This window comes from Nonomuraea angiospora (assembly GCF_014873145.1).
GTDB lineage: Bacteria > Actinomycetota > Actinomycetes > Streptosporangiales > Streptosporangiaceae > Nonomuraea > Nonomuraea angiospora.
The window spans coordinates 5,443,672-5,469,898 of the sequence record NZ_JADBEK010000001.1 but is presented as its reverse complement, the minus strand read 5'-3'; the positions used below and the strand labels follow the sequence as shown (position 1 = coordinate 5,469,898).

At 62.2% G+C, this 26,227-nt stretch carries 25 protein-coding genes; 10 read left to right on the top strand and 15 right to left on the bottom strand.

Annotated elements, in window-relative coordinates; translation table 11 throughout:
* Positions 1 to 2 precede the first annotated feature (2 nt).
* Positions 3 to 1,412 carry a hypothetical protein gene (locus H4W80_RS24740; RefSeq protein WP_192787282.1) on the top strand — a complete coding sequence of 470 codons (1,410 nt, stop codon included), beginning with the start codon at positions 3 to 5 and terminating at the stop codon, positions 1,410 to 1,412.
* A gap of 47 nt (positions 1,413 to 1,459) precedes the next feature.
* Positions 1,460 to 2,668, top strand: a complete 1,209-nt coding sequence (locus H4W80_RS24735; RefSeq protein WP_192787281.1) for a DNA adenine methylase — start codon at positions 1,460 to 1,462, stop codon at positions 2,666 to 2,668.
* Positions 2,669 to 2,779: 111 nt separating this feature from the next.
* On the opposite strand, the gene H4W80_RS24730 is transcribed toward H4W80_RS24735, so the two are convergent.
* The gene (locus H4W80_RS24730; protein ID WP_192787280.1) at positions 2,780 to 4,210 is read right to left on the bottom strand and encodes a PIN-like domain-containing protein; all 1,431 of its coding nucleotides are present in this window, start codon (positions 4,208 to 4,210) and stop codon (positions 2,780 to 2,782) included.
* Between the two features lie 182 nt (positions 4,211 to 4,392).
* On the opposite strand from H4W80_RS24730, the gene H4W80_RS24725 reads away from it, so the two are divergent.
* Entirely contained in the window at positions 4,393 to 4,665 is a 273-nt protein-coding gene (locus H4W80_RS24725) for a hypothetical protein (protein ID WP_192787279.1), read from the top strand.
* Positions 4,666 to 4,715: 50 nt separating this feature from the next.
* Here H4W80_RS24725 and H4W80_RS24720 read toward each other — a convergent pair whose 3' ends face one another.
* Together H4W80_RS24720 and H4W80_RS24715 are read right to left on the bottom strand one after the other, a co-directional pair.
* Entirely contained in the window at positions 4,716 to 5,087 is a 372-nt protein-coding gene (locus H4W80_RS24720) for a hypothetical protein (protein ID WP_192787278.1), read from the bottom strand.
* 11 nt (positions 5,088 to 5,098) lie between these two features.
* The gene (locus H4W80_RS24715; protein WP_192787277.1) at positions 5,099 to 5,590 is read right to left on the bottom strand and encodes a hypothetical protein; all 492 of its coding nucleotides are present in this window, start codon (positions 5,588 to 5,590) and stop codon (positions 5,099 to 5,101) included.
* Positions 5,591 to 5,857: 267 nt separating this feature from the next.
* On the opposite strand from H4W80_RS24715, the gene H4W80_RS24710 reads away from it, so the two are divergent.
* Both H4W80_RS24710 and H4W80_RS24705 read left to right on the top strand, forming a co-directional pair.
* Positions 5,858 to 6,265, top strand: coding sequence for an HIT family protein (locus H4W80_RS24710; RefSeq protein WP_192787276.1), 408 nt, complete (start codon positions 5,858 to 5,860; stop codon positions 6,263 to 6,265).
* A gap of 261 nt (positions 6,266 to 6,526) precedes the next feature.
* Positions 6,527 to 7,954 carry an HNH endonuclease gene (locus tag H4W80_RS24705; RefSeq protein ID WP_465263737.1) on the top strand — a complete coding sequence of 476 codons (1,428 nt, stop codon included), beginning with the start codon at positions 6,527 to 6,529 and terminating at the stop codon, positions 7,952 to 7,954.
* Between the two features lie 352 nt (positions 7,955 to 8,306).
* Here H4W80_RS24705 and H4W80_RS24700 read toward each other — a convergent pair whose 3' ends face one another.
* From H4W80_RS24700 to H4W80_RS24675, 6 genes are all read right to left on the bottom strand, one after another.
* Entirely contained in the window at positions 8,307 to 8,831 is a 525-nt protein-coding gene (locus H4W80_RS24700) for a hypothetical protein (protein ID WP_318787038.1), read from the bottom strand.
* A gap of 258 nt (positions 8,832 to 9,089) precedes the next feature.
* Entirely contained in the window at positions 9,090 to 12,167 is a 3,078-nt protein-coding gene (locus H4W80_RS24695) for a type III restriction-modification system endonuclease (protein WP_192787274.1), read from the bottom strand.
* A 5-nt stretch (positions 12,168 to 12,172) separates the two neighbouring features.
* Positions 12,173 to 14,110, bottom strand: coding sequence for a site-specific DNA-methyltransferase (locus tag H4W80_RS24690; protein ID WP_192787273.1), 1,938 nt, complete (start codon positions 14,108 to 14,110; stop codon positions 12,173 to 12,175).
* On the bottom strand, positions 14,098 to 14,805 hold the full coding sequence (locus H4W80_RS24685; RefSeq protein ID WP_192787272.1) for a DUF4391 domain-containing protein: 708 nt from the start codon (positions 14,803 to 14,805) through the stop codon (positions 14,098 to 14,100). The genes H4W80_RS24690 and H4W80_RS24685 overlap by 13 nt, the downstream gene beginning before the upstream one ends.
* Positions 14,802 to 18,065: a helicase-related protein gene (locus tag H4W80_RS24680; protein WP_192787271.1), complete on the bottom strand. Its 3,264-nt coding sequence runs from the start codon at positions 18,063 to 18,065 to the stop codon at positions 14,802 to 14,804. Before H4W80_RS24680 ends, H4W80_RS24685 begins: the two co-directional genes overlap by 4 nt.
* 6 nt (positions 18,066 to 18,071) lie before the next feature.
* The gene (locus tag H4W80_RS24675; protein WP_225963643.1) at positions 18,072 to 18,347 is read right to left on the bottom strand and encodes a MerR family transcriptional regulator; all 276 of its coding nucleotides are present in this window, start codon (positions 18,345 to 18,347) and stop codon (positions 18,072 to 18,074) included.
* Positions 18,348 to 19,189: 842 nt separating this feature from the next.
* Here H4W80_RS24675 and H4W80_RS61035 point away from each other — a divergent pair.
* Together H4W80_RS61035 and H4W80_RS61030 are read left to right on the top strand one after the other, a co-directional pair.
* Positions 19,190 to 19,444: a hypothetical protein gene (locus H4W80_RS61035; protein ID WP_225963642.1), complete on the top strand. Its 255-nt coding sequence runs from the start codon at positions 19,190 to 19,192 to the stop codon at positions 19,442 to 19,444.
* Positions 19,441 to 19,752, top strand: a complete 312-nt coding sequence (locus tag H4W80_RS61030) for a reverse transcriptase domain-containing protein (protein ID WP_318787624.1) — start codon at positions 19,441 to 19,443, stop codon at positions 19,750 to 19,752. Before H4W80_RS61035 ends, H4W80_RS61030 begins: the two co-directional genes overlap by 4 nt.
* Positions 19,753 to 19,789: 37 nt before the next feature.
* Here the strand turns inward: H4W80_RS61030 and H4W80_RS24665 are convergent, their stop codons facing one another.
* Both H4W80_RS24665 and H4W80_RS24660 read right to left on the bottom strand, forming a co-directional pair.
* Complete coding sequence (locus H4W80_RS24665; protein WP_192787270.1) at positions 19,790 to 20,656, bottom strand: IS3 family transposase; 867 nt, start codon at positions 20,654 to 20,656, stop codon at positions 19,790 to 19,792.
* On the bottom strand, positions 20,653 to 20,964 hold the full coding sequence (locus H4W80_RS24660) for a transposase (RefSeq protein WP_192787269.1): 312 nt from the start codon (positions 20,962 to 20,964) through the stop codon (positions 20,653 to 20,655). Before H4W80_RS24660 ends, H4W80_RS24665 begins: the two co-directional genes overlap by 4 nt.
* Positions 20,965 to 21,126: 162 nt before the next feature.
* Between H4W80_RS24660 and H4W80_RS24655 the strand changes: the two genes are divergently transcribed.
* On the top strand, positions 21,127 to 21,321 hold the full coding sequence (locus tag H4W80_RS24655; protein ID WP_192787268.1) for a site-specific integrase: 195 nt from the start codon (positions 21,127 to 21,129) through the stop codon (positions 21,319 to 21,321).
* 42 nt (positions 21,322 to 21,363) lie between these two features.
* On the top strand, positions 21,364 to 21,789 hold the full coding sequence (locus tag H4W80_RS24650; protein ID WP_192793711.1) for a tyrosine-type recombinase/integrase: 426 nt from the start codon (positions 21,364 to 21,366) through the stop codon (positions 21,787 to 21,789).
* 966 nt (positions 21,790 to 22,755) lie between these two features.
* On the opposite strand, the gene H4W80_RS24645 is transcribed toward H4W80_RS24650, so the two are convergent.
* The 3 genes from H4W80_RS24645 to H4W80_RS24635 form a co-directional block, all read right to left on the bottom strand.
* Entirely contained in the window at positions 22,756 to 22,998 is a 243-nt protein-coding gene (locus H4W80_RS24645) for a hypothetical protein (RefSeq protein ID WP_192787267.1), read from the bottom strand.
* 444 nt (positions 22,999 to 23,442) lie between these two features.
* Positions 23,443 to 24,336, bottom strand: a complete 894-nt coding sequence (locus tag H4W80_RS24640; RefSeq protein ID WP_192787266.1) for an IS982 family transposase — start codon at positions 24,334 to 24,336, stop codon at positions 23,443 to 23,445.
* A gap of 791 nt (positions 24,337 to 25,127) precedes the next feature.
* The gene (locus H4W80_RS24635; protein ID WP_192787265.1) at positions 25,128 to 25,475 is read right to left on the bottom strand and encodes a hypothetical protein; all 348 of its coding nucleotides are present in this window, start codon (positions 25,473 to 25,475) and stop codon (positions 25,128 to 25,130) included.
* A gap of 2 nt (positions 25,476 to 25,477) precedes the next feature.
* Here H4W80_RS24635 and H4W80_RS24630 point away from each other — a divergent pair, with 2 nt between their 5' ends.
* A complete protein-coding gene (locus H4W80_RS24630) occupies positions 25,478 to 25,693 on the top strand; it encodes a hypothetical protein (RefSeq protein WP_192787264.1) in 216 nt (71 codons plus the stop codon).
* Positions 25,694 to 25,906: 213 nt separating this feature from the next.
* On the opposite strand, the gene H4W80_RS24625 is transcribed toward H4W80_RS24630, so the two are convergent.
* Positions 25,907 to 26,194, bottom strand: a complete 288-nt coding sequence (locus tag H4W80_RS24625) for a hypothetical protein (protein WP_192787263.1) — start codon at positions 26,192 to 26,194, stop codon at positions 25,907 to 25,909.
* Between the last annotated feature and the right edge of the window lie 33 nt (positions 26,195 to 26,227).

The following is a 26,227-nucleotide window of genomic DNA, read 5'->3' as shown; positions in this document are numbered from 1 at the left end:
TGATGTCATACGAGGGAGAGAAGGCTTCTCGCCTGGGTCATGTAGGCACGGTCCGTAATGAGGCGGTCAAGGCTGCGCTCCAGCGCTGGACGATCACGAGTGCCCGTCCTAACAGCAGGGACGAAATCGATGTACTATGCTTGCCGCTCGAAAACCTGCCCGTGATCGGCAATCTGGGCGACGTCGACTTCTCGATCACGGTGGATGGGTCGGACACCGAGGTCGAGACCACTCGTGAGCATCCCACCGTAAAAGTCGGGTACCTCCGAGTCGCCGGCTCGATGATCCGCCTCGATGTATTCCGACGTCTCGAGCGGGCGAAGTACATCGACCCGCGAGAGGTTCGTCGCTCTCATACCGAGTACGCCTTCGATGTTGCTCTTCCCGGCTCACAACTGGCACGCCCGGGTATGAGCGGCGTAGACACCTGGCGCGTGGAGCTCGACGCGTTTCTCCAGAACTCGCGATTCGACTCGAGCACTATCATGACACTCGCCGACGGCCTACTTGCACTACATGGCTCTCGTGGAGCGCCTGCGACGGCCATCGATCTTCGGGTATGCCCCGGATGTGGGCTCAAGGCAACACAGGTTAGCCCGCTTCGGGTCGCTGCCACGGGTGGCACTTGCCCATCGTGTAAGGTGCGGCTGTATCTAGCGGATGTACTCCGGACCCACGAGGAGTACAACGTCGAGGGCTCGAACTTCACGCCCATGGGACGTGTCATGACGGCCGCCGAGCGGCTGATGTCTCTGTGCTACCTAAACTTCTTCGCCAACACAGCGCCTGATGTTCTGCGCCACACCATCTTCATCACAGATGGTCCGCTCGCGCTTTTCGGCCCGCTGGCTCCACTTAAGCGCCGGTTCCAGGATTATCTCGGTGACTTGAGCACGTGGTGTGTGAAGCGAGGCTTGGCAGCCCCGCTGGTCGTGGGCATCGAGAAGTCTGGCGCATTCGTTGAGCACGCAGAGCAGATCAAGGATCTGATCCCGATCGGCCACGTCATGCGACTCACCAACGACTACATCAACCGGATATCAGGACGGCCGGCGAACAACCGCTATGGCGTGGACGAGTTCTATGGTCGTCGCTTCATTTACCGCACCAGCGCTGGGGATCCCTTGGTCATCACAGTCCTACCAGCGCCCGGTCTATCGCCATACGATGGCGGCGCCCAAGCTGAGGGTTGGGAAGCCTACCCAACTCTTCGGTTGATCTGTGAGGTCCTCGATTCGCTCCGGACCCGTATGTACCAACATGCTGTTGTGCCGGTCGCTCTCGCGCACTCGGCCGCGGCGCTACCACTCGGGGTTGGGAGGTCTGTCCTAACAATGATGGCACAGGAGAACATCCCGGGGCTGAAGCTCAACATTCAAGCGGTACAACCACCGGCCTATCTCAAGAGATAGGCCGAACTGTGTATCCCAATGATCGGTCCGTCCGGCATGATGTGATCATGACCACTGTACTCTCGCCACCGACAAGCATCGCCGCTAGCGAGCTTGCCCGGTCCGCCGATCTCTTCGGCACTGGCGAGGCGATCAGCGCCCAGGCTCGCCCGTGGGCCGCAGAACTTGCGCCGATCTCGCACAACCTGGCCCGTGGCCGCTACCAGTCGCCACTACGTTACCCTGGGGCCAAGTCGTCACTCGCTCCCGTCATCGCACGGGTGATCACGTCGGCGAAACGATCCCGGGAAGTGCCTGAGATCAACCTTCTGGTCGAGCCCTTCGCCGGTGGTGCTTCAGCATCACTGCGCATGATCGGTGAAGGCGTAGTGGACCGTATCCTTCTTGCGGATGCTGATCCGCTTGTCGTCGCCTTCTGGCAGGCGGCGGCTGATGACACCGAACGGCTCGTCGATCGCATGCACGACGAATGGAAACGGTACGTCCGTTGTGGTGGTGCGACAGCTGTCGAACGTTGGGATTATTGGCGCGGATGGAACCCCCGACCGACCATGAAGCGGCGCAACCGCCGCTTGACTGCCGCAATGAAGTGCCTATTTCTCAACCGGACCACCTTTTCGGGGATCCTGCATGGCAAGGCAGGTCCTATCGGAGGACGCGCGCAAAGCAGTGACTATCCGATCGGGTGCCGTTGGAATCCTGATGCAATAGCTGAGCGGCTTCGATACATCGGCCACCTATACGACGTTGGACGGCTTATAGATGTTTGGTGCAAGGACTGGCGCCAGACTCTCGACGATGTCCCCGAGCACTACCCGCAGCTTCTGCCGTCTCGGGTGGTTGCGTACCTCGATCCACCTTATGTCGAGAAGTCATCAGTTCTCTATCGAACCTCGTTTGATCCACGAGGCGGCTACGGTGGTGAAAGGATTGGCGCGTCCGGGATTGCTGATGACACGCTGCACCTCAGTCTCGCTGACTACCTGCGTACAAAAGCACAATTCAGGTGGCTCCTCAGCTATGACAATCATCCGATGCTCACGCAGAACACGTGGCTATATGGGCATGATCGAATGAATCCGTCAAAGTCGGATCGTGAGATGCTTGGCGTGCGCTGCTGGCGGATTAGTAAGCGTCTGGTAAGTACGCGCTATTCGGCTGCCGGTCGTGTTGGGAAGCGGTCCGCCAATGAACTTTTGATCACGACCCTTCCCCCGATGACTGTTCCGCTTGATGAGCAGCTGCGCCTGGCCTGATGTATGGTACTGCCTGCAGCCTTCCTATTCGGCAGAGTGATAACGTCCGCGAAAAGGATCATAGACCGCGACCTCTGATCTTGGATCCGTTTCTGCGTGGCGGGCGGCCTACTAATCATAGTAGAGGTCAACTTCAATGCCGAATTTGTCTAGTAAATCGACAAACTCGGTGCCATCAATTAGTCGGATCGGATGCTTCGAAGCCTGAACTTTCGCCGCTTGGCCAATGCGGGCATTGGTGATAAATAGGGCGGAAGTGTAATTGCCGCTCCGAAGTGCTCCAGCGAGCTCAAACATTCGCCTCGCAATAATGGGAGTGTTTGATTGTCGAGCTTCGACGATTATGAGATTGTCGGGCGCTTCTGGTCTCGTCACGATGAAATCGAAACCTCGATATGTGTGAGTATCCTCCGATCTGATTCTATAGCCCATGCGAGTGAGTAGATAGCGTATGAGTCGCTCGAAGTCTCGCGGACTTAGGTCGTAAACATTGATGCGGCCGGCGAAGGGTGTGAGGTCTTCCGAAAACGGTTCTTCGTCCTCATCCGCAGAAATCTCGGATTGTTCAAGCACCTCAAGTTCTTCGATCGTCCGACTTGAGATGCCTGAGGCGAGGTAGGATTGGGCTCCGCCGAGGAATTCCTTTAGTGAAGTGAGCATTAGGTCAGCTTGCGCTATATCTCGCATCTCTTGAATGAGTTCACGGCGAGGGCCAAGCGGCTTATGATTGCGGTCTAGTTCCCACCAGTCAGCCTTGAAGTCGCTGGTGATCAATAGAATTAAGCGCTCTCGGAGATCGCCCTCAGTCGCTTTATCCAGGGTCTGTCGCCAAACGAGATAGTCGCCACTGGAACGCAGATCCGTATCTTTGTCGGCATCTAGATACCCAGGTGGCATTTTGTTGGGATACCGAAATAGATGCGCTTCTTCGACTAGAACGCGAAGTTGTTGATGTGAAAAGGGCCGCCCTATTTTCCCATCGAGGATGTCATCTATTTCTGCGAGCAGAGGGTCAGAAGATTGTACGTCCTTCGGGAAGAGGTCTTGCTCTGCTTCTAGCGCGGAAATCTCAGTAAGGGCGGGCGCTATTGCCTGATCTAGTGCTGTCCGGAGGGCCTTCTGATCAGCGGTGGCGCCTTCTTCCCCCCACTTTCTTGATGTTCCTGTACGTTCACGGAGTTTCTGTAGCTGGCCGATCGCTCTTTCGATGACGTTGCTGGCATTGTCTGAAGCTGTCTTCAGCGCATGCTTTGTTTGTCTGAAGGAGGACATTCGATCCTCTACCGCGCGTTTGCGGTTTCGGCTGAACTCGAGAGCGGCCTGATGTGGGACCCAAAGGCGATCCGCTACGCTCCTAAATGCCCCTAATACCTGGGTCCTCGCTTCAGGAGTCATGCGGTATAGGTCAAGCAGGACATTAGCGTCCAGCACCAGGAGGCCTTCCTGGTAAAAGCGCTCCGCGGGTATGCGTTCCTCGTCGAACCAGGCGGAAAACTCAACCGTCAGTCTCCGGCCGGCCTCTGATCTCTGATCCTCTACCACGGCGACCAGTGTAGAGGAGCGCATGCGCCTTGGCGGCTGATTATCAGGTCTTCATTGAGTTGGATTCGTCGCAATGAGGGGAGAGACTGCTTGGTTCAGGCGGTGTGGCTTGGTTGTCTCTGACACAGGGATTTTGGCTCTCTGACTTAGCTGGCCCGTAGCTCATCGTGATCGTCCCTACCGTGACGTACGCCGACGAAGATCGGGCTGGCCCGGCCATCGAGACCAGCGTGCGAAAGCTGCTGGACATCGCGAATGGCAACATCGACCCCATCATCTCGGCCAAGGAGTCAGGCGTGACGACGTCACTTGCCATAATCTGCACCCGACGATCGACGTACCGCCGGACATGTACCGCCGCGCGCTCTGCATGTGAGGCAATTCGCAAGATGATCCCTCGCATGTCCCTGATCTCTGTCGAGGCGCGAGTTCGCACCCAGCTCTGCGCCTCGTGAAACGGACGCAAAGCTGATTGTCCTTGGCGAGCACAGTTATGCGCTCTCAGCTAATTCTCGTCGTCCTGATCGCGCCGATACTTGTCCGGCATGGCGATGTCTCGTACTCCTGGTCCCCACGCCGTGGCTCGTACCTGCATGCCGAGATCAGCCGTCACCACGTTGACGACTCGGCCGGTGACCTGATGCAGCAGGAGCGCTCGATCCAGAATCTCGGCATCGGTGTCGTACTGGCGGCGATGGCCGCGCTCGTCTGTTAGGCACTCAACAGTCCAGCGCGTGGGGGCCTTCGGCAGTTGTCCGTACCCGAGCGTTTCGATCTCAGACGCGAGACGGTCAGAGGCTTCACCGCGGTACGGGGCTCGACGCTTGAGCGCATCGCTGCCTTCATAGCGTTTTCGGTCGAGCTCGTCCAGAAACACGAGCGGCAGGACTAGTCTGATCTGCCTTTGGCTTTGAGGGGGTTCAGGTACGGCAGGCCCGCTTCCAGGCTTCCGGCGCGGACGGCGCGCTCGATCTCACTGGCTTCTGCTCCATCGCGGCAGATGAGGAAGCGATAGCCGAGGTGCTCGTGGATGTAGTCCCTGGTCAGCTGATCCAGGCTGAGATGACCGTGGCCGATTTCGGCCTGTTGGTGCGGTGTCAGCACCGGGACCACGAACCGATCGCAGACGTAGACGCTGAACTGGTCGCCCGACCGTCTTCCCGATGCGTGCGCCTTCAGCCGGGTCCACAGCCCCACCGCTGCCCGCGCCTGGCCGGGCGTGGCCACCAGTTGTTCCTGCTTCATCGCGCGCCCGCTCATGCCGGCGTACAGTAGTTCGTCCTCGCGCCACACGGTGTAAACCCCGGCCGCCAGCCGGGGTACCTGGTGGTTCGGCCACTCGGAGAACTTGTAGAGCGGCCCGTCCTGCAACTCGATCACCCGACTGAACCTACAACCATGCTACGGGCGACCGGTCGTGCGAAGCGGCGCTGTACCGCGTTTGGGCTGCCGGCGGTCAGAGGGGCGGCGTAGCGTGACGCTGTGACCTACCAGGACGCGTCGACCGGGTCAGGAGACAGAGGTGGAACTTTCCCTCACAGCGACAGGCAAGGTGGATCACCAGGTGCTTGACCACCTCGCGGGCGATCCGTGCACGGTCACGAAAACCTGACGAGATGCGGGAAGGTTGGGGACATACCGATATCCATGCCATCCGCGGACCGGTGCCCCTTCTGCGACTACCTTGCCGGGCTGAGGCCCGCCTCCATTCTGGAGCAGGTCGCCATCCTGGTCACGCGTTGGCAGCGTGGGCAGGGCCACGTGCTGGTGATCCCGGTCGCTCATCGCCCGACGGGCATGGACGTGGCCCCGGCGGAGGAGCAACAATTTATGGACGCCGTGCGGCGGGCGGCCCGGGCCATCACGGCCGCCTACGACCCCGGGGGCATCGCCGTTTGGCAGAACAACCGGGTGCCCGCGCAGCAGGCCGTCCCCCATGCGCACTTCCATGTCGCCGGCACTCTGCCCGACGGTTGCACGCGGTCGGGGGAGGTCCCTCGTCTCGACCTCGATGAGACCGACGGGATCGCCAAGCGCCTCAGTCCTCATCTCTGAATGGGCCCGCCTGGCGATGACACTCCGTGGGTCCTGATGTGGCGCCTTTCCCTTCGCGCTCGCCGGCCATACCGTGACCCCTATGTCGGTACCAGGGGAGAGCCGCCAGGACGGACCACAGAACGGCACGCTGGTGCTGCGCACCTCTCGCCAAGGCGAAGCCTGAAGAGAGACGCGGCTCATGTCGATAATGGTGGATTGCCCCGCACATGGTCCACCGACATGTCCTATTTTGTCGGGGTAGACCGCTAGCGTTTATACGTGGTTACTTCCCCCACCCCTCGACGTGACTTCATCAAGATGATCGGCCAGCTGTCCCCTCGCGCTGTGCGAGGCAGCGCCCCTACGCATCGTCCTCTTCTGTTGCTGTGGCTACTCGGCCGCGTTGCCGTGGGCGCGCCGCGGCTAACGACCTGGCGGGAGACGCGCGCCGCGTTTGAGAAACTCGAGGCGACCTACGGCAACGGTGCCACGGCCGATAGTGCCCAGTACCCGTTCTGGACCTTGCACGCCACGGATGCCCTCTGGGAGATCAAGGACGCGCATCGGATCGCACCGCTGCCCGGGCGACGCCGGCCCACCATCAGCGTGCTTGACCAAGTCAATCCCGAAGCCGGCTTCACACCGGCGGTGTATGCGATGCTGACTGGGGACCTTGGTCTGGTGGCGAACGCGGCTGCGACCCTGCTGGCCCGCTTCTTCAACCCCGTTCCGGTGGGGCTGGTTGCGGCCGTTGGCCTGGACGGTGTAGTGCCAGCCGGCCGAGAGGCTGACCTGATGCTTCCGATCCCCGGATTCGTGGCGTTCCCTAAGCGCACTGCAATTCACGCAGAGTTAGGCGGCCAGTGGACCAGCGGAATCGGTACCCTCGACGACGGGCTGATGTGCGTCTTCTCCGACGCTAAGGGCCCCTACGACGACCAAAGCATTCCTGGCACGGATTTGATTGAGTACCGCGGTCAAGGATTGAACGGCGATCAAACTCTGAAAGGCGGAGGCAACGCACAACTGCTCGTCTGCCAGCAGGAACAGAAGCCCATCAGGTACTGGCACCAGCCCGCCGGCGGCGATTGGGGGTTTGACACGTGGACCGTCATCGTGGACCGGCGCCTGGTGTGGGGCAAGGGCGAGGACAAGCAGTGGCGGCGCGAGTTCGCGTGGGTACTGGCCCCGGTGCCGTCTCCCTTCCGCGATCAATGGCCACAGTCAGTACTAGAACGGCTTGCTCAAGATGACCAGCAGACGCACGACGAAACCTTCGAGACAGAAGCGCCTACTGCGGTCACCAAACAAGATGCAGGCCGGCAGTATCGCAAGCTGTGTGCGTCAGTAGAGCGTAAGGAATCGCTCAACCACGGCAGAACGACCCGCACTGCTTCTGACCGTTACTTCCGCTCTGCGGATGCTCGCATTGCCGTGATGCTGCGTGCCCAGGGCATGTGCGAGAAACCAGACTGCGGTGGCCAACCGGCTGATGTCACCGACAGGGGCGATGCCATCCTCGAAGTCGACCATGTCGACGAACGGGCCGCCCAGGGCCGTGACCACCCGGCGAACATGATTGCATTGTGTCCGAACTGCCACGCGATCAAAACCCGAGGCAGTACTAGGCGCGACCTCAAACGCAAGCTGAAGACGCTGGCCGAGCGTCTCCACCGAGAAGCGGAAGCGTGGGAGAACGTCCTCTGATCTGCAGTCAACGGCACCGCCCTGCCAGGAGGCCTATCTCCTTGGTCCACCAGGCGATGGTGAGCGGCGTTGTGTGCTGGCGCGAGCGTGCGTTGCTGTACTCCTTGGCTGTCAGCAGAGATGAGAACCGCATACCTCGACGCATGTGGACCCGTCCCCAGAGCCGGTGAGGAGCGGAAGCCGCGAAGCAGCTATAACACCAGCTTAGGAGAGCGGAGGCTGCGCCGCCTGCTTCGGTGCTTTGACCTGCGTATACATCTCACAACGCGCATGGACCGTCCAAGATCATCCCATGTATATCCCTCAGGCTGGCAAGGGTGCCCAGTAGCAGCCGACGGAAGGCGGCCAGCAGCTACTTTCTGCGAGTGCGGGGCTGTATGGGCCGGATGGAGGCAAGGTACTCGGGGATCACGGTGGCGGCATCTCTGCTGATCGTGGTCAACTCTTGCCTGAGCAACTGCGCGTCGGCATTGGAGATCTCTAGGAGAGGGCGGCGAAGCCGGATAGGCCATACACCTTCCCGCTTGTCGGGGAAGGCGTCGAGCTGTGGGATGAGTGGCACCAACTCGATACCCGTGAGGTACGGTGCGAGCATCTCGATGTTGAGCTCGCAGCCCCGCGTGAAGTCACGGCCTGCGATCTTAACCGGCTCGTCGTAGGCGACGACGCTCGTGGTGGCCTCCGCAAGGCCGATGACACGCGTGCGGTCCCGCTTCGGGTCGTGCCAGCAGCCTCGTGTAGTGACGATGAGCATGTCGTCCCCTACTTTGAGCTTGGCTACTTCCCTCCGGCTCCTCGGAGGGAAGGCCATCCGGGACTCTCGCAACACCCACGCCACGGCCTCGCGTTCACCGAGAATCAGCAGGTACGAACTCACGATCGTCAGCGTATCGAATTAATCCGGCAAGCTGTTCGATGGTGGCGAGCAGCGCTGCTTTGGCCGGGTCAGATCGATCGCATGATGCTGATCGCGATCCCTATACCGTTTAACGACATGCCGAGGGATCGAGCTCGCCAGCTTGGGCGGCGAGCTTGGCTGATCCCGACAAACGATCATTGCCAAGGTGCAGAAGCGTGGTCTCTCGTGGCGTAGAGCGGCCTGTGGGTGATTCAGAGGCCGCTCTACGCCCAAGGACTACGCGCCGACGAGCTGCATGAGTTGGCTGTAGTCGCTGACAACGTCGTACGTGACGTTCTCGTCGTTCTTGTGGTTCAGTTCGGCGAAGAACTTTCGAGCGCACTCGATCTTGGCATCCTCGATGCCGCGGAGTTGCATCGAGGACAGTGAACCCTTGGTCTCCGCGACGAAGTAGATGTGCTTCACGGCCCCTTCTTTGAACGCGATGGCCCAGTCCGGGTTGTACTCGCCTACGGGGGTCGGGATGGAGAAGCCGCGTGGCAGCTTGGCGTACACGACAACCTCGTTGCTGGTGTCCAGTCCGGTCACGAACGCGCGCTCGACCTTGGATTCGGTCACCACGTAGTCGTAGATGTGCTTCTTCAGCTTCTCCCCGGCCTTGGTGAAGTCCTGCTTAGTCTGGTTCTCAGTAAAGATCGCCGTGTCGTGGCGTTCGGCGAGGGTGTCGTAGGTCAGATGTTCGATGACGACGGTGGCCTTCTGCTCGTTGATCAGACGCGCGGCCTCGGTGATGAACTGCTCAGGGTTCTGCCGGTACTTCGCGAAGGTCGTCGGCTTGATGCGGCTGAGGATCGCGCCGGACGTTCGCCGCGTGAGTTGAGTCTTCTCCGTGATCTCACCGAGCAGGTCGTACTTGACTTGTGATGAGGCCGAAACGGTCTCCGTGTGCGTGCTCGTGGAACTCACCACAAACCCTTCCCCGGCCGCCAGCTCGTCGGCATCGAGCGCTGCTCGCTGCTGGCCTGACTGAACGACGTACTGCATCGCAGCGACGTTCAGGTGGGCGTCGAGAGCAGTCACGCATTTGCCGATCAGCTCCGTCGAATCGAACTCGACCTGGTAGACGGCCTTGTGGTTGATGCGGGCCCAGAGTTCCTTGAACTCCTTCTTGGTGAAGTTCTCTTCGTTCAGCGGGATCCGCTTCGGCTTGCGTCCGTCGGTGATGAGGTCGACGTTCAGGTAGAGCGCATCGACGAGCGGCCAGATGAAGTCGACGACGGACTTGAGCACGTCCGACGTCGGCTCGGCAAGGGTGCCCGCGTCACGTGCCAACTTGTAAGCATCGGAGATGGTGTCGTCGTCATTTATGTAATCGTTCTTGACAAGGTACTTGTACAGGGCGTTCGCTAGCGCTTCCTCGACGACGCTCTCTCCGCACTCAGTGGTGAACGTCTTGCCGATGAAGTACTTGACGCTCGCCTTGCGGGGGCGCGCGGCAAGGGACTCGCTGATCTCCTTCTGGAGCCCGGCGACGAAGGCGGTGTAGGACTCGTCGGTCACGACGGTGAGCTCGTTGATGTCATGCACGGTCACCGAGTTGTCCATCCGCTCGCCGCGTTGGTCGACGGCAAGGCGCAGGCCGCGGCCGATCTCCTGTCGGCGGGAAATTGTGTTGTCGCTCTTCTTGAGCATCCCCATAACGAAAACGTTGGGGTTGTCCCATCCCTCTCGCAGAGCGGAGTGGGAGAAGATGAAGCGCACCGGCTCGGCGAACGACAGCAAGCGCTCTTTGTCGCGCAGGATCAGGTCGTAGGCATCGACATCGAGGGACTGTCCCTTCTCGTCGCCCGTCTTCTTCACCTCGCCATCGACCTGGCGCTTGGTTTTCTTATCGATCGAGAAGTACCCCTGATGGGTCGCCTCGACCGGGATTGCCTCGAGGTGGCGTCGGTACGCCTCGGTTTCCTCGTCGAGGGACAGCTGGTTGAGCTCGTCGGCTACCAGCTGCTGATATTCCTCGACGAACACGCGCGCGTAGTCGCCCAGAGTGTCCTGGCTGTCGTAGTCGCGGTACTTGGCGACCTCGTCGATGAAGAACAGCGACAGCACCTTGATGCCCTGGGAGAAGAGTTCGCGCTCTTTGTCCAGGTGGGCACGGATGACTTCGCGGATCTGGATACGCCGCTTGGCCTCGTCGGTCACGTCCTCGGTAACCTGCCCGGCGATCACGATGTCACCGTTGCTCAGCTCGATCACGTCGCGGCTGGCGTCGATATCGGTGATGAACAGGCCCTTGTACGCTTCGATGCCGCCTGAGACGTCGTGGAGGTTCGCTCCCTGGTCGAGTCGCTTGACCTGGCGTTTGATACCCGACTTCGTCTGCACCTCCAGTTCGACTCGGGCACGCGGCTTGGCACCCTTGGCGATCTCGATGGTATCTAGGTATAGGTAGGCGGTGCTGCCGGCCAGACCCTTAACGGTGATGCCGCGCACAGAGATCTTCTTCACGAGCTTCTGGTTGTACGCGTCGAGGGCGTCGAGCCGGTAGACCTTGTTGTGCTCCGCCTTGTGTGTGGCCGAGTACCGCAACACCATCAGCGCGTTGAACCGCGACAGCGCCTCTAGCGATTTCGCTGCACCAATCTTCTGTGGCTCATCGATTATGACGATCGGGCGGTTGGCGCTGATCACGTCGATTGGACGACGCGACTGGAAGTCATCCAATACGTCATAGATGCGCCGGTTGTCCTTGCCTGTGGCATTGAATGCCTGGATGTTGATGATCATCACCTGCACCCCGGCGTCGGAGCTGAACCGTTCCAGCTCGTGCAGTTGTGACGAGCTATAGATGAAGGAACGCGCCTTGGTGCCGTATATCTGCTGGAAGTGCTCCGCGGTGATATCGAATGACTTCTTCACGCCTTCACGAATCGCCACGCTCGGCACCACGACGATGAATTTCGACCAGCCGTAGCGCTTGTTCAGCTCCATGATGGTCTTGATGTAGACGTAGGTCTTGCCAGTACCCGTCTCCATCTCGATGTCGAGATTCGGTGTGTTTGGAATCGACGAAGCCTTGCTCGGAACGAGCGTTTTCGACAGCGGAAGGTTCCGTCTCCGTTGCACGGACTGCATGTTCTCCAGCAACCGGGCAGGGCTCAGCGTAATCTCTGCGTTCCGCAGACCTGAGTCCGGCGTCTCAGGAAAATCAAGCATCGGCTGAACAGATTTCGCACGACGGCCAGGATCGATCCGATAGGATACCCCGTCGTCCCGCGGCTGACCAGCGAAGCAGTCGACCACCGAGTCCACGGCCTCGGTCTGGTATTGCTGAACCTTGAACTGAAGCTTCATTGGGCTCAGATCGCCTTCACATCGGTCGCGGGCGAAACCTCAGCGAACACCTGCTCGGCGTTGATGCGGTCAGCATCCGTAGTGAAACCCGAATCACGGAAGACCACACGCAGCGGCTCCCGTTTCGCGATTTCGCGCACGACAGCAGGACTGACTTCGTCGGCGAAACATGCGATTAGGGCCCCATCATCGACGACAAAGATCTCCCGACCGTCGAAGACCTCGATCGCGATCGGCATCGTCAGATCAAGTCCCCAGCCAAGCAGAACCTGGAACAGCAGATCCTCCTCCGTCCTGCCCGGCTTGATGCTGTCGGTGTACAGGTCGAGCTCATCCTGGCCAAGGCCGTCCGGTGTGCGAAGAACATCGGCAAGGTTCGTGGAGTCGACTCGTAGGGTACGGAAGCCAAGATCAAGGCCACCGACAGTGACACCAGCATCGGTGGCTACCTTCGCTGCGGCGCGGCGGATTCGCTCACGGCTCAGTTGGGCGATGGTCTCATAGCCGGCCCTGCGTGCTGGAGACTTCTCCGGCAGCGCCTCATCGAGTTGTGTCAGCAGGAACTGTCGTGGCTTGCCGTCGATGGCAGAAGTCTCCAGCACTGCCTGTGCAGTTGTGCCCGAGCCAGCGAACAGATCAACCACAATTCCACCGTCCGGGGCTCCCAGCAAACAGATGTCTCGCATAAGGGCAACCGGTTTTGGGTAGCTCATGAAGTCGCCGCCCATTAGGGCTTTAGTCTCCTGCGTTCCATTCTGGTTATCGAATGAACTTGAGGCCCAGAGCGTCTTGAACTTTCGCTGCCGCTCCACACCTTCGCGGAAGAGTGCATCTTTTGTAAATATGTCGTACTCCCCGCGGCGCTCGATCCACCGAGCCACAAGCAGGTGATTCAGTGCCCGACAACGGTCCCGTCCCCACGCCCATCGACCATCTGAACCATCTGACTTGCGAGGCAGCACCTCGTGCCATCCTGGTTCTGAATCCACTGATACGCGGTCGCCATCTGAGGAAACATAGATAGGAAAGTACATCTCGGGCCGGTCGCTTCGCTTAGATGCTGTCCCCCGTTGCCTGAGCCCGAGCAGACGATAGGGGCCAAGTTCTGGATCGTGAAACTTGAAGTCGCCCCTCTGCTCCTCGTCGAGAGGAAGCCCTCCGACCTTGGCGAACTGCCGGTCGCGTGCGTAGATCAGAAGCGAGTCGTGTACACCTGCGAGAAATGAGTCGGATTGACGCCCCCTGGGACTCGCGATGACGATCGCTTCGGCAACGAAGTTCCGTTCACCGAAAACTTCATCACAGATCTTCCTGAGGTTGTGGGTCTCGTGGCTGTCGATACTTGCAACGAAAACGCCATCAGTCCGCAAGAGGGTCCGGGCGAGTTTGACTCTGGGGTACATCATGCTGAGCCAGTCCGAGTGGAACCGACCGTTGGACTCCGTGTTTGCGACTAGACGGTTTCCCTCGTCATCAACCTGGCCTGACCGGGCCAGGTACTCGGCAGTGGTCGCTGCGAAGTCATCGCAGTACACAAAATCGTTACCCGTGTTGTAGGGCGGGTCGATGTAGATGAGCTTAATCTTACCGAGGTAGGACTCCTGAATGAGCTTGAGCGCGTCGAGGTTGTCTCCTTCGATGAAGAGGTTCTGTGTGCTGTCGAACTCGACGGACTCCTCGCGAACGGGGCGCAGTGTTTTGGCGATCGGCGCGTTCGCTGCGAAGAGCGCCTCACGCTTGCCGGGCCAGTTGAGCTGATAGCGCTCCTGCGGACCCTCGATCACGTGGTCCGACAGTTCCTGGCGAAGCAGGTCGAAGTCGACGGCCCTCGTGGGGTTTCCCTCTTCATCGCGGCCCTCTGTGATGACCGTCGGGAACAGTTCAGCGATCTTGTCGATGTTCCGTTCGGTTAGATCGGGCGAGTGCATCCTCAGCTTCTCCACGGGGCGTCCTCAGTCGTTCGTGCTGCAGGGTCAGTCAGTGCGGCAAGCGCAGCGGTCCGGTCGCGAAGCCGTCGTCGCAGCTCGACCTTGCGGTTGAGCTGCGGTTCGCTTCGAATTCGCCTCTCCAGACCGGCGATCTCGCGTTCGAGCTTGCGTGCCTGGTCCATCCTGCCGATCACCTCCGACATTTTCTCCCCAGAGCGGGTTGCGAAGGGGAGGATTGGCGTCAGGAGACCCGAGTAAAGGCTCGGTAGGTCGATGGCCGGAGGCAACGGCGCACGGGGTGTGTCCGCGGGAAGCCAGTCTGTCGCGAAGTACGCGCTCAACTGTGGCGGTGTGCTCCCGAGTTGTTTGTGGGCGGCGATCATGCGTGTTTGGGCGTAGTTGCCTGTGCCTCGGATGATCTCGAAGATGATCGGGAAAGGCACGGCTTTGTCGATAGCGGTAAGTACGGTTTCGCTCACGTCGTCGTCCTTGGCGTCGACGGTGAAGACCTGGATCTCGGGCACGGTACTGCTGCAGCGAAGGTGGATCGTCTCGTCGGCGAGTTTGTACGCCCAGGTTATTCGCTGGACCTCATTGACGAACTTCTCCCGCACCGTGGTCGAGATGGTGGCGTGCTCGTAGAACTTGGTCTTGGGGATGACGCGACCGAACTTGGCAGTCGCTGGCCAACGATATAGAGGAGCGCTCATCCAACGGCTCCGGAGGTCGGGTCGACGACGGCAAGAAACGCGATCAGTTCGAAGTCGTCGAGGCCGCCGATGGTCTGAGTGAGGGCGGTGGTATGCCCGGCGCTGAAGAGGCTGTCGAGATCGTGTTCCTCGGTGACGTCGACCATCGACCTGATAGCAGCGGTAAGCAGGTCGGAATAATGGTCCATGTCCGCACCTTCATGAGTCGCTGCATTAAAGATGCGGCAGACCTCGGCAACGGGGTCGTCGTAGACGCGGCAACCCGCTCGGATGAGGTCCAGCAGACGCTTGACTTCCGTGTGGTCGGCGATGACGTTGCCGTCATTGTCGAGATACACCAGGTAATGCGGGTGCAGGCGGTTTCCTCGGTTGATGGTCTCATCGGCATTGATGTTGCGGAGCGCGAAGAGTACGCCGGGCCGCAGGCCCATGTCAGGCCGCGCTGGTACGACCGCATGGAGCCCCTTGGGCGCCGCGGCGAGGTCGCCGTACTCCTTGACGTAGCCGAGGAGATCCATGCGGAAGTCGTTGAGGCCAAGGTCGGTGATGGACACGCCGGTGCGCACGTCCTCCAGCTCGATGACCTCTTCCTGGAGCTTGCGTAGCTGCTCCTTCCGGAAGGCCGTGTCACTGGACTCCTGGGTGAGCACATTGTCGTCAGCGGTCGCGGCGAGGTCGGCGATGACCATGCGGTTCTCGACTCGGTCCTTGAGGTTGATGTACTCGTCCAGTGAGATGTCGGGCCAGAAGTTCACGAGTTGAATCTGCGCGTTCGTCGAGCCGATGCGGTCGATGCGGCCGAACCGCTGGATGATACGGACCGGGTTCCAGTGGATGTCGTAGTTGATCAGGTAGTCGCAGTCCTGGAGGTTCTGGCCTTCACTGATGCAGTCGGTGCCGATCAGCACATCGATGTCGCGCTTCTCGTTAGGTATCACAAGGTCACGGGACTTCGACCTTGGTGAGAACAGCGTCAAGACTTGTTGGAAGGCAAAGCCCTTGCCCAGGGTGGTGCGCGGCGCACCGCTGCCGGTCACCACCGCAGAGTGCAGGCCGGCACGTTCGAGTCCCGGAGCGAGTTCCCGGTAGAGGTAGCCAGCTGTGTCAGCGAACGCCGAGAAAATGAGGACCTTGCGATTGCCAGCATTGATCGGCATGGCAATCTTGTCCTGGATGCGCTGCCTCAGTGCTTGGAGCTTTAGGTCGTGTTGCGGAGTGACGACGCTGACCCCGGTGAGCAGCTCGTTAATGACACCAGCATCGTAGACAAGGTCGCGATGCCAGGACTCGATGTCGATGTCGTCAAGATCGATCTGCACCCTAGTACCGACCGTGTTACTGGGCGGCAACTCAAAGTCATCGTCGTCGGCTTCCAGGTCACCAATCTGCGCAATCAGGTCTGCGACAGAAGCGGAATGATTGTTGATTGCCTGGATCGCCTGGTCGACAGTGGAGGCGAGCTTGGTGAGAGTGATCCGGAAGGCCTCGACTGAACTCTCAAGCCGCTTGAGCAGGTTCACCGTCATGAGCTTTTGGATGCCGAGCTCGCGGTTCGCGTGGCCGAGGTTTCTCAGGCTCCCACTGTCTGCCTTGCCAAAGAGCAACTCGTATTTCTCGCGCCGGCTCGGGAACACATAGGCTAGGGGCGCATATACGGCAAGGGTGAGCGACGAGAGTTGCTCGAACATCTCGTTGAACGACGGCACGCCGGGCACATCCGTCAGTGGTGGCTGGATTGACTCAGGCGGGAGCCGTTTGGGGAAGGCGCCGATATCTGAGGTGTCGTAAAACGCCTGGATGTGCTTGCGGGATCGCGCGATTGTTACCGCGTCGAGCAACTCGAAGAAGTCGAAGTCCAGCTTGGCAAGGATCGTGTCGGTGGTGCGCTGCTCAGCGGGTAGCTTGGACCACTCGTTGAACACCCGTTGTGCCTGGCGAAACACCTCCTCGACGCTCGTGGAGATGTCGAGCTTCGCCGCGAGGTTTTGGGACTCGCCCTCGTAGGCGAGCGCGAGTTGGTTGCGCAGGTCGGTGAAGTGGTTGTTCACGGGCGTGGCGGAGAGCATCAGCACCTTGGTCTTCACGCCCTGCTGAATGACCTGCCGCATCAGCCGCTGGTAGCGGGTCTCCTTCTCGATGGTGAAGTCCGCGTTGCGGAAGTTGTGGCTCTCGTCGATGACGACGAGGTCATAGTTGCCCCAGTTCACCCGGTCCAGCGGGATGCCCAGAGACTCGCCCTTCGTGCGTGACAGATCGGTGTGGGCAAGCACGTCGTAGTTGAACCGGTCGGATGCGAAGATATTCGTTGTCAGATTCGCGTTGTAGTTCGTCCAGTTCTCCGCCAGCTTTTTCGGAGCCAGCACCAGGACGGACTTGTTGCGCAGCTCGTAGTACTTGATTACGGCGAGCGCGGTGAACGTCTTTCCGAGCCCTACACTGTCGGCGAGGATGCAGCCGTTGTACGTCTCGAGCTTGTTGATGATGCCCGTCGCAGCATCCCGCTGGAAGTTGTAGAGGCTCTTCCAGATCGCGCTGTCCCGGTAACCCGTGAGGTCGTTGGGCAGCGTGTCCTCGCTTATGTCGTCGAGGAACTCGGCGAACAAGTTGTACAGGATCAGGAAGTAGATGCGGGCCGGGGAATTCTCCGCATACACCGAGGCGATGTGGTCGTATACGGCATCCGTCACGTCGTCGAGCTGGTCTGCGTTGTGCCAGATTTGGTCGAAGAGCTGGACGTACTGTGACGTCATCGGTGCGTCGTCAACCTTGGTGACCATATTTGACACAGCGTTCCCGCGCTCGTAACCGAGGTCGGCCGAAGTGAATCCTTGGAGCGGCAGGTAAGTTGCCCTGTCGCCAACGATCGCGAACTGCTGCATCGGCGCGCCGGTCTTGTTTGAGCGGAAGCACACCTTGCGGCGCACCCACTCTGCACACTCGCGCGCGATTGCCCGCTGAGTCATCTTGTTACGCAGGCGGATCTCGAACTCGGAGCCGTACAAGGTCGACTCGCCGTTCCGCCCATGCGGGATGAAGAACTCCCGCCGCTCCTTGGGCAGCCTGTCGGTGGCTTTCGTGGTCACGAACGAGGGAGAGGTGAAGATGAACTCCAACTCCTCGATCCGCTCCAACTCCTTGCGTAGCGCCTCGAACGCGAAGATCGAGAAGGTTGACGCCGCGATGCGCAGCTTCGTTCCCGGGCCGATTTCGGCCTTGAGGTCATCCCCGAGTAGTTCGTTGACGTTGTCGATGATCCGCATCTGGGCTCACTCCACTTCGCCCTGTGAGCTTCCAGGTGCCGCGCTGCCGCTGAGCGCCCAGGCGCCGACCTCGCTGGCTTGGAACTTGCAGAGTTGTCCGACCTCGTGGGCCGCCATCCCCTTCTCCGCGATCTGGTAGATCGTGTTTCTGATGACGCCGAGGCGGGCGGCAAAGTCGTTAGTGGACGGCCACGGTTCAGCCACGGTGGAGCCCCCGGCCGGCGGCCAGCGATGAACGACTTCGAGCATGGGGCATCTTACCGTGCGCCATTCGGTGGCCATCCACTCGTCATAGCTTCATGATGAATGGTGCAGCAAGGACCGGTCGGTTACTTCGGGAAAATGATGGCGATCGTTGCAACGACACCGCGCTGCACTTGCGCCGGACGGTCACTCGATGGTTGAGCATCTCCGCCCTCCGGAGGTCTTACGGCTAGATCACAAGGTTGTTCGATGGCAAACCGACCCGTACCGCAGGGCTGCCAAGGCCCGAGGAGCGGAAGCGGTGCGGCGTGCGCCACGAGGCGCTGTTTGACCGTGCGGAGATGGAAGGGCTCCGCCGACGGCCTGTCGTAGCAGGTCGTGTGAAGTGGGAGGCAGCCTGATCCCGGAGGCGTGGGTGAGGGTGGGAGCAGCCTCGACAACGTCAGGGCGTGCCGGTACTGCCAGACGGCGCGGGCCTGGTTAACGAGCGGGAAAGGTGTACGTGAGGAACCAGTGGTGTAACGCCCTTCAAGGCTTCCACCAGCTCGAATCTGGCGGATATGGGCTGGGTTGCGGTGCGTACCCGCCGGGCGGAGGTGCTTGGTGGGGAACTCCTGGGCCGGTTGTCGCGCTTGGCCGGGAGGCTCTGGTGAAGGTCTACGGCGTAGCCGGAGCGATGCCGCAGGGGCATAGCTGGGCACCTCCTCTCGCGAGCGGTCAGCAGTGAACGTGGGAACCATCTCGTGTCGCTCCCCGAACTCGGTCTCTTCGAGGACGGGTTCGGGGATAGGTGCGTCGTCTGCCGAAGGCGCGGGGTGGGGCGGAGCCTGCGTAGTACTCCGAGCGCGGGAAAGCCGCGTACATGGGGAAGGCGGGCAGCAGTTTCGGGCAGGTAGGGACGTCAGGTCAGGAGGCCGCTCGTGAACTTGGGCGCGCTGCTGCTGGAGCCGGAGACGGCCGAGTGGCGGGTACTGAGTATTCAGACCAAACTGCACCGCTGGGCCGGTGAGGATCGTGCTCGCCGGTTTGATGATCTGTTCAACCTGGTCGCTGACCCGGCGTTCCTCGTGGTTGCGTGGCGTCGGGTCCGGGGTAACACCGGGTCCCGCACGGCGGGCATCGACGGGCTGACGGCCCGCGATATCCCTGCCGGTGGGGCGAAGAGGCGTTCCTGAACGAAATCCGGGAGCAGCTACGCGCTCGGACGTTCCAGCCTCTGCCGGTTCGAGAGCGGCTGATCCCCAAGCCCGGCACTTCCAAGAAGCGCCGGCTGGGCATTCCCGCGCTCGCCGACAGGGTCGTTCAGGCGTCGCTGAAGCTGGTCATGGAACCCATCTTCGAAGCGGACTTTGCGCCGTGCTCGTATGGGTTTCGCCCGAACCGGCGTGCGCACGACGCGATCGCCGAGATCCACCGCATGGGTTCTCACCGCTATGAGTGGGTGCTGGAGGCGGATATCGAGGCGTGCTTCGACACCATCTGAGCTTGATCCGCTTTGACGGACACCATCGTTGTGGTGTTCAGGCCGCGGTGGCCTCGAAGTCGGCGGGGCTACGGTAGCCCAGGCTGCTGTGCAAGCGGTGCAGGTTGTACCAGCCCTCGATGAACTCGAAGATCGCGCTGCGGGCGGCAGCGTGGGTGGGCCAGGACTGGGCCTCGAGGAGCTCGCCCTTGAGCGTGGCGAAGAACGACTCGGCCAGCGCGTTGTCCCAGCACTGGCCGGTGCGTCCGACCGACAACCGCACCCCGAGCCGTTCAGCCAGGGCGGCGTAAGCGGCGCTGGTGTACTGACAGCCCCTGTCCGAATGAAAGATCACCGGCCTGGTGGGGCGGCGGCGTGCGCAGGCCTGGCGCAGGGCCTCGGCGACCAGGTCGGTACGCAGGTGATCGGCTGTCGCCCAGCCCACCACCCGGCGGGAGGCGATGTCGATGACGGTGGCCAGATACAGCCAGCCTTCCTCGGTGGGGATGTAGGTGATGTCGCCGCACCAGCGGGTATCGACGGCGGCATCGGGCGTGAAGTCACGGCCGATCAGGTCCGGTCGGGCCTCGGCGTTCGGGTCGGGGATGGTGGTCTGCCGGCGGCGGCGCCGATGCCGCCCGGTCAGGCCGAGCGCGCGCATCAGCCGGGCCACCCGTCGCCGGCCACACTGCTGCCCGTCCCGCTGCAGCTGCGCATGCACCCTCGGCGCGCCGTAGCTGCCTCGTGAGCGCGCGTGCACCTCGGCGATGCGCTCGGCCAGCTGCGCGTCGCGCATCGCGCGGGGCCCAGGCATGGCACTGCGGCGGGCGTAGAAGGCGGCACGGGAGACTCCCAGCAGCTCACACGCCCGTTTGACGCTGTGGCCGCCCTGCTTTTCCGCCTCGATGAACGGGTGCACGCTCACCGGGTCTCCTTGGCGAAGAAAGCTGTCGCTCGCTTGAGGACGTCGACGTCCTCGCGCAGCCGCCGATTCTCCCGCCGCAACGCCTCCAGTTCCTGGCGTTCGCTGCTGGTCAGCCCGTCCCGCTGCCCGGCGTCGACCTCGGCCTGGCGGATCCACTGGCGCACCGCGGTCTCGGTCAGATCGAAGTCCTTGGCCACCTGACCGACCGAGCGGTCACCACGCTGGCACAGCTCGACGATCTCGGCTTTGAACTCCCGCGTGAACGAGCAGCGAGGACGCGGCTTCTTCTTCCCCATGCTCTCCATCATGGACATCCTTCCGGGGACAAACCCCTGATCTCGGATGTCCGTCAAACCGGATCAAGCCCTGTCTGAGCCTTCCACGAGCGCCTGCGTGCAGAAAGGCAGCGCAGTGACGGGCGGCGGGGGGATCCGATCGACGCCTACACCAGCACGCCCCGGCCTTCCCGGGTGATGGTCTGGACGCCGGCTCAGACCCGGCTGTTCCTGGAAGAGGCCCAGCGGCACCGCCTCTTCGCCCTGTACCGGCTGATCGCCCTGCGCGGGCTGCGCCGGGGAGAGGCGTGCGGGCTGCGCTGGAAGGAGGTCAACCTCGACGCCCACACCATCACGATCAACTGGCAACTGGTCCAGCTGGCCGGGTAGGTCCACGAAGGCACGCCCAAGACCGACGCCTCGGTACGCACCATCGCCCTGGACGCCGAAACCGCCACAACGCTGCGTGCCCACCGGCAGCGGCAGCTCCAGGAACGGCTGGCCACTGGCGAGGCGTGGAAGGACACCGGGTTCGTCTTCACCCAATCGGATGGGGATCGGCTGCATCCGCAGCATGTCACCGACCAGTTCCTGTGGCTGGCCTACCTCGCCGGCCTGCCACCCGTCCGCCTCCATGATCTCCGCCACGGCGCCGCCTCGCTGATGCTGGCCGCCGGGGTAGAGATGAAGGTCGTGCAGGAGACGCTGGGGCACACCTCCAGTTCCTTCACGGCCGACACCTACACCTCGGTCTTCCCCGAGGTGGCGATGGCGGCCGCGGAGAAGACCGCAGCACTGCTGCTCGCCGAGGAGGAGGACCGGGAGGAGCCGGGAGAGGTGATCCCGCTGCGGGCCTGACCGGCTACATCAGGAACCGGCCCCGTGATCGCCGCGCTTGCACGGCGATCACGGGGCCGTTTCCTTTGCCGAGGTAGCGCCGGAACGCTGATGTTGATCATGGTGTGTGCGGGGTTGGTGCGCGCGAGCACGTACGGAGCACGCAACCGCTAGACGAAAATTCTAGAACGCATCCGATCCCGCATAACCGCAGTTCAGACCATGATCAAAGCGCGCCCTGCAGGATTCGAACCTGCGACCGTCGGATTAGAAGCAAGATCTTTTAGTGTCGCGCAGTGACGTTAGATGATAGTTCGTCCCGGCTCAGCGTACTTCGCGTGTCAGGCAGTGCCGGGTCCTGACGGCGTGTGACGGGGCGTACGAGCACGCACCGAGCACACCCGACACCCTATTCGATCATTGCATCACAGCTCCTCGAAATGGATCCGCGCTCCAAGCATGCCTGCACCATCTAAGGAGGGCGGTCGTAGTGCTCGGCACGTGCTCTACCCCGTACACGACTCAATGATCTCCGCAGCGCAAGCTGCCCGCTCTCATCGAAGTCGTCGCCTCACCCTGCCGTCTCGGCTCCACCCTATGGGCTGGGATACGGCGCGGCGCTGGGGTGAAGTTAGACCGCCGTTCCGGCCGACTCCGCATTGGCCAGGGCCCGGGAGACGCTGGTCACCGAGGGGTTCCGGTCACCGGATGCGCGCGCTGATCTTCTCAGCGCAGGTCGGTATGCTGCCCCGCCTCCCTCAGCACCTCGAGTCGGCCATCCCAGCTGTGGAGGCGGGCCGTGAGACCGGCATGAGATTGTGATCCATGACACCGGCAGAGCTCCCCCAAGGGGCCGTGGTCATCAAGGCCAGCGAAAAGAGTGAACTTGCCGTAAGGCCCGAGAGCTTCGCGTTCGGCTCCTTCACGCCGTACGTCGCCCTGTAAGTTAGCCGCCGATCGGCCGGTGATGTTCGTCGGTGAAGCCACTCATGCGGCGCCCGCCGACTGGGTATCGGGGTTGACGTCGTCACCGGCTGCCTCCGAGGGAGGCTTCGGCTTCATCCTGCTCACCATGTTGATCGTACCGTTGAGGTCCTCGATCGCGTCGTTGATGTCGTCAATGGCCTGAAGGCGCTGGCCATCGGTCAGCCCTCGGTTGACGTCACGCAGCTTGTCCATGTCCTTCGGGTGCTTGAGGAGCTTGGCGGCGGTGGCCTTCACTGCCTCCACGTTGGCCCGAGATCCTTGTCCAGACGCGCCACGTGTCCCCTGGCGCCTCGGTGCCCTGCTCGGTCTTGACCGGGGTGCTCTCTCCTGATCTCTGAGGCTTCTCCGGCGGCCACGTGTCGCGGAACCAGGTGGCGTTAGCAACCGTGTCAGGGACGAGCCGACCGAATGCCACCCTGCACAGCCGCCCTTCCTTGGTGGCCGAACGCAAGGGAGAGCCGAGGTCGAGGTCGCGGTTGTCGAGGAGGCCTGCGAAGACGTCGATCGCCTGCAGAAAGAGCCCGATGGCGTCGTCGCTGCCAGCCACCGCGTCGATCTTCGCCCGGGCTTATCGCCGGTCGATGGTGGACCCGTAACCGCGAGGAACACCTTGCCGTTGACGAGGCCGGGGACCGCCAGGTGACCGAGCTCCAATTGAGCCGCTAGACGAGTAAGTCCTAAGTCGGGTCAGTGGTCGTAGGCGATCAGGGATCGGGTGATGGGCTGGCCGGTGGCTCGGTTGTGCCAGATGGCGGCGGTCAGGGCCAGGATGCGCTGGGCGATGCGGGCGCCGACCCCGGTGACGGTGCGTCCGCCGTGCAGTTCCAGGTCGAGCTGGCCCTTGAGCGTGTCGTTGACGGACTCAATCAGCTGGCGGATCGGCTTGAGCAGCTCTTCGCCGGGGCGAGGGGTGCGGTTGCGGTAGGACGGGCGCAGCAGCCGCACGCCGCGCTCGGTCAGGAAGGTGTCCAGTTCGGCGGAGATGTAGCCCTTGTCAGCGACGATGAGCAGGCCGGGCCGGTCGGCGAGCAGGTGCGGGTCGTGCTCGCAGATGGCCATCAACACCTGGCGTTCGTCGATGTTGGGGGTGGCCAGGGCCCAGGTGATGGGTAGTCCGGCGGGGGTGCAGATCAGGTGCAGGCGCAGGCCCCAGAAGTAGCGGGAGTGGGAGCGGCAGTAGCCGTAGCCGGCCCAGCCGGCCAGGTCCGAGCGTTGGGTGGTGGGGCGGGAGCGGCCGCACTCGATCGGGGTGGAGTCGGCCACCCAGACTGGATCGCTCCACAGGTCGGTGTCGGATGCCAGCACTCGGATAGCCCGTTTGAGCAGCGGCAGGGCCTTGTGCAGGCGTTTGTTGTAGCCGGACTGGCCGGGCAGGTAGGGGAAGGCGCCGGGCAGGTGCTTGGGGACGTAGCGCAGCCAGCGCGCCTCGGAGTGGATGCCGAGCAGGACCTGGGCGACGGCCAGGGTGAGCAGTTCGGCGTCGGTCAGCTGCGGCTTGCGTCCCAGTCGTGGCTGATGTCCGAGCCAGTCGTCGATGCTGACGTACAGTGCGGTGAGAAGGGTGTTGAGGTCTGTTGTCACAAACCGATCGTCAACACCCTTCGCTATGTACGCACTCCGTACCGCAGCTACTTAGGACTTACTCGTCTAGGCGGTCGGCGCTCTCGTCGTCGCTCAGCGCGGACTTCTCCAGGGCGGCGACGCTAGCGACGTCGGGCCGGGAGAAGGGTGCCAGCATCGGCGCGCTCCAAGTACGGCGTCCACGGTAGTCGCCGCACGCGCAGCCGGCAGGGTTTTCGAAAACCTTGGCGCCGCTGGCCTTGCGCTGAAGGCCTCGACCGTCCGGCGTCCTGTACGGCCCCGGTTCGACTGCCGGTGTCAGATGACGCGGTAGTTGGCCGCGTGCCATCCAAGTGGCCAAGGTGGTGGCCAGTAGGGTGCGCTGTGCCACTCCATCTGGCCATGGCGCAGGTCAACAACAGCAGGGCCTCGATGAGGGCGCGGTCGAGGGCCTTGGCGCGGTCCCGGGCGCGGGCGCGGCGCCCGCTGGGCAAGCGGACGCTCTTTCTGCTGCTGTACAAATCGGCGGCCCGGGCCGAAGAGGTTCTCGCCATCGATGTCGACGACCTCGACCTGCGCAGGCGGATGCGGCAAACCGGGTCGCCGGTCAGCCAGTCCTGGTCGCACCATCAGGCACAGGCGGAGCCGAGCGCGTCCAGGCGGGCGTTGAAGGTGGCCGGGCCCCCAACGAAGCAGCGATGTTTTATGCCGCAGAACCTGCTGCCGGTCCTCGACCGGCGCGTACGCTCCGTGATTGCGGCCACACCCGCCCGAGGTCCAGGCTCCGGCCGAATCCTCCCAGCCCAGGGGCGTCATAGTCGGCGCAACTCGGCGATGCTGCGGTCGACCGGCTCGGCATTGTCGCGCCGGGTCCCGTTCGGCTGATGGCTCTCGGCACACGGCCACAACCGTACGTCCAGACGCTCCAGGGCGCCGGGCAGCCACCGGTCCCGGTACTCGCAGGCGAAGTGGTCGGTGCGTTCCTCCCACAGGTAGGCGGTGCTCCGGGCGCAGTACAGCATGCTCAGCTCTTCGATCACCTCCCAGTGCCGCGACCAGCAGCGCGGGATCGTTCGTTGCGCCGTCGGCCAGGCCAGCAGCACGTCGCGCACCCAATCAGCCAGCTCGGCGAGCCGGTCGGCCTTCTCGCCGTGGCGCAAGCGTGGCCAGCACCACGGAGGGGGCGGATCACTGCTTCCTCCTGTCGTGGCCCACGCTTGCGGTCCTGGCCGTTCTGGCCGTTGGCCGCCTGCAGTCAGCCAACGGCGGCCCCCAGCAGGGCGACATGCTCGCCGAGCTCGACCACCATCGCCTCTGTCTGTGCCAGCTGGTCGGCGCTCACGTCTCACCCCCGGCCGACGTGGGGCAGCCGGCCTGAGTCGGCGGGTGCTCGCCTGCGCAGGTGTGTCCCAGGGACGTGACGGGCGCGGCCGCGACTGCGCGAGCGCGGCCCGGACGCTGCGCCGCGCGGACAGCTCATCCCACGTCGTCCGCCCCGCCTCCACCATCGGTGCTGGCCGCCTGCTCGTCCAGCAGCGGCACCCGGCCGCCAGCCGCGCGCAGCCTTGGCCATGCCCGCAAGTGGGCACTGCTACAGACTCAGCAGCCCGACGAGTCGGATGGTCACGATCACAACCATGACACAGGCCAAGAACCTCAGTATCCCGGACTTTACCGGCAGAAAGACAGCCGCTATTGCGGGGAAATAGGAAATGAACAAGAAAAGCTGCATGGCATTGACGGCGTCGCGATCGATTCCATATGTGTTCTCGCCGTCCCCACTAATGTCGTGAATAGTGAAGAGGAAAGCTGGCAGCGCGATCAGTGCGCTGCCAATAAACGAGAGTAGCCACGCGGACCGCCACAGAAGGATAGCCACCCGAGGATTCCCGGCGCGATTGAGTGGCGGCCG

What these genes read in the sequence shown, in the direction of transcription:
- H4W80_RS24740 (WP_192787282.1), top strand. Translation starts at nt 3, where the DNA reads ATGTCATACGAGGGAGAGAAGGCTTCTCGCCTGGGTCATGTAGGCACG.
- H4W80_RS24735 (WP_192787281.1), top strand. Translation starts at nt 1,460, where the DNA reads ATGACCACTGTACTCTCGCCACCGACAAGCATCGCCGCTAGCGAGCTT.
- H4W80_RS24710 (WP_192787276.1), top strand. Translation starts at nt 5,858, where the DNA reads ATGCCATCCGCGGACCGGTGCCCCTTCTGCGACTACCTTGCCGGGCTG.
- H4W80_RS24695 (WP_192787274.1), bottom strand. Translation starts at nt 12,167, where the DNA reads ATGAAGCTTCAGTTCAAGGTTCAGCAATACCAGACCGAGGCCGTGGAC.
- H4W80_RS24685 (WP_192787272.1), bottom strand. Translation starts at nt 14,805, where the DNA reads ATGAGCGCTCCTCTATATCGTTGGCCAGCGACTGCCAAGTTCGGTCGC.
- H4W80_RS24680 (WP_192787271.1), bottom strand. Translation starts at nt 18,065, where the DNA reads ATGCGGATCATCGACAACGTCAACGAACTACTCGGGGATGACCTCAAG.
- H4W80_RS24675 (WP_225963643.1), bottom strand. Translation starts at nt 18,347, where the DNA reads ATGGCCACCGAATGGCGCACGGTAAGATGCCCCATGCTCGAAGTCGTT.
- H4W80_RS24660 (WP_192787269.1), bottom strand. Translation starts at nt 20,964, where the DNA reads ATGATGGAGAGCATGGGGAAGAAGAAGCCGCGTCCTCGCTGCTCGTTC.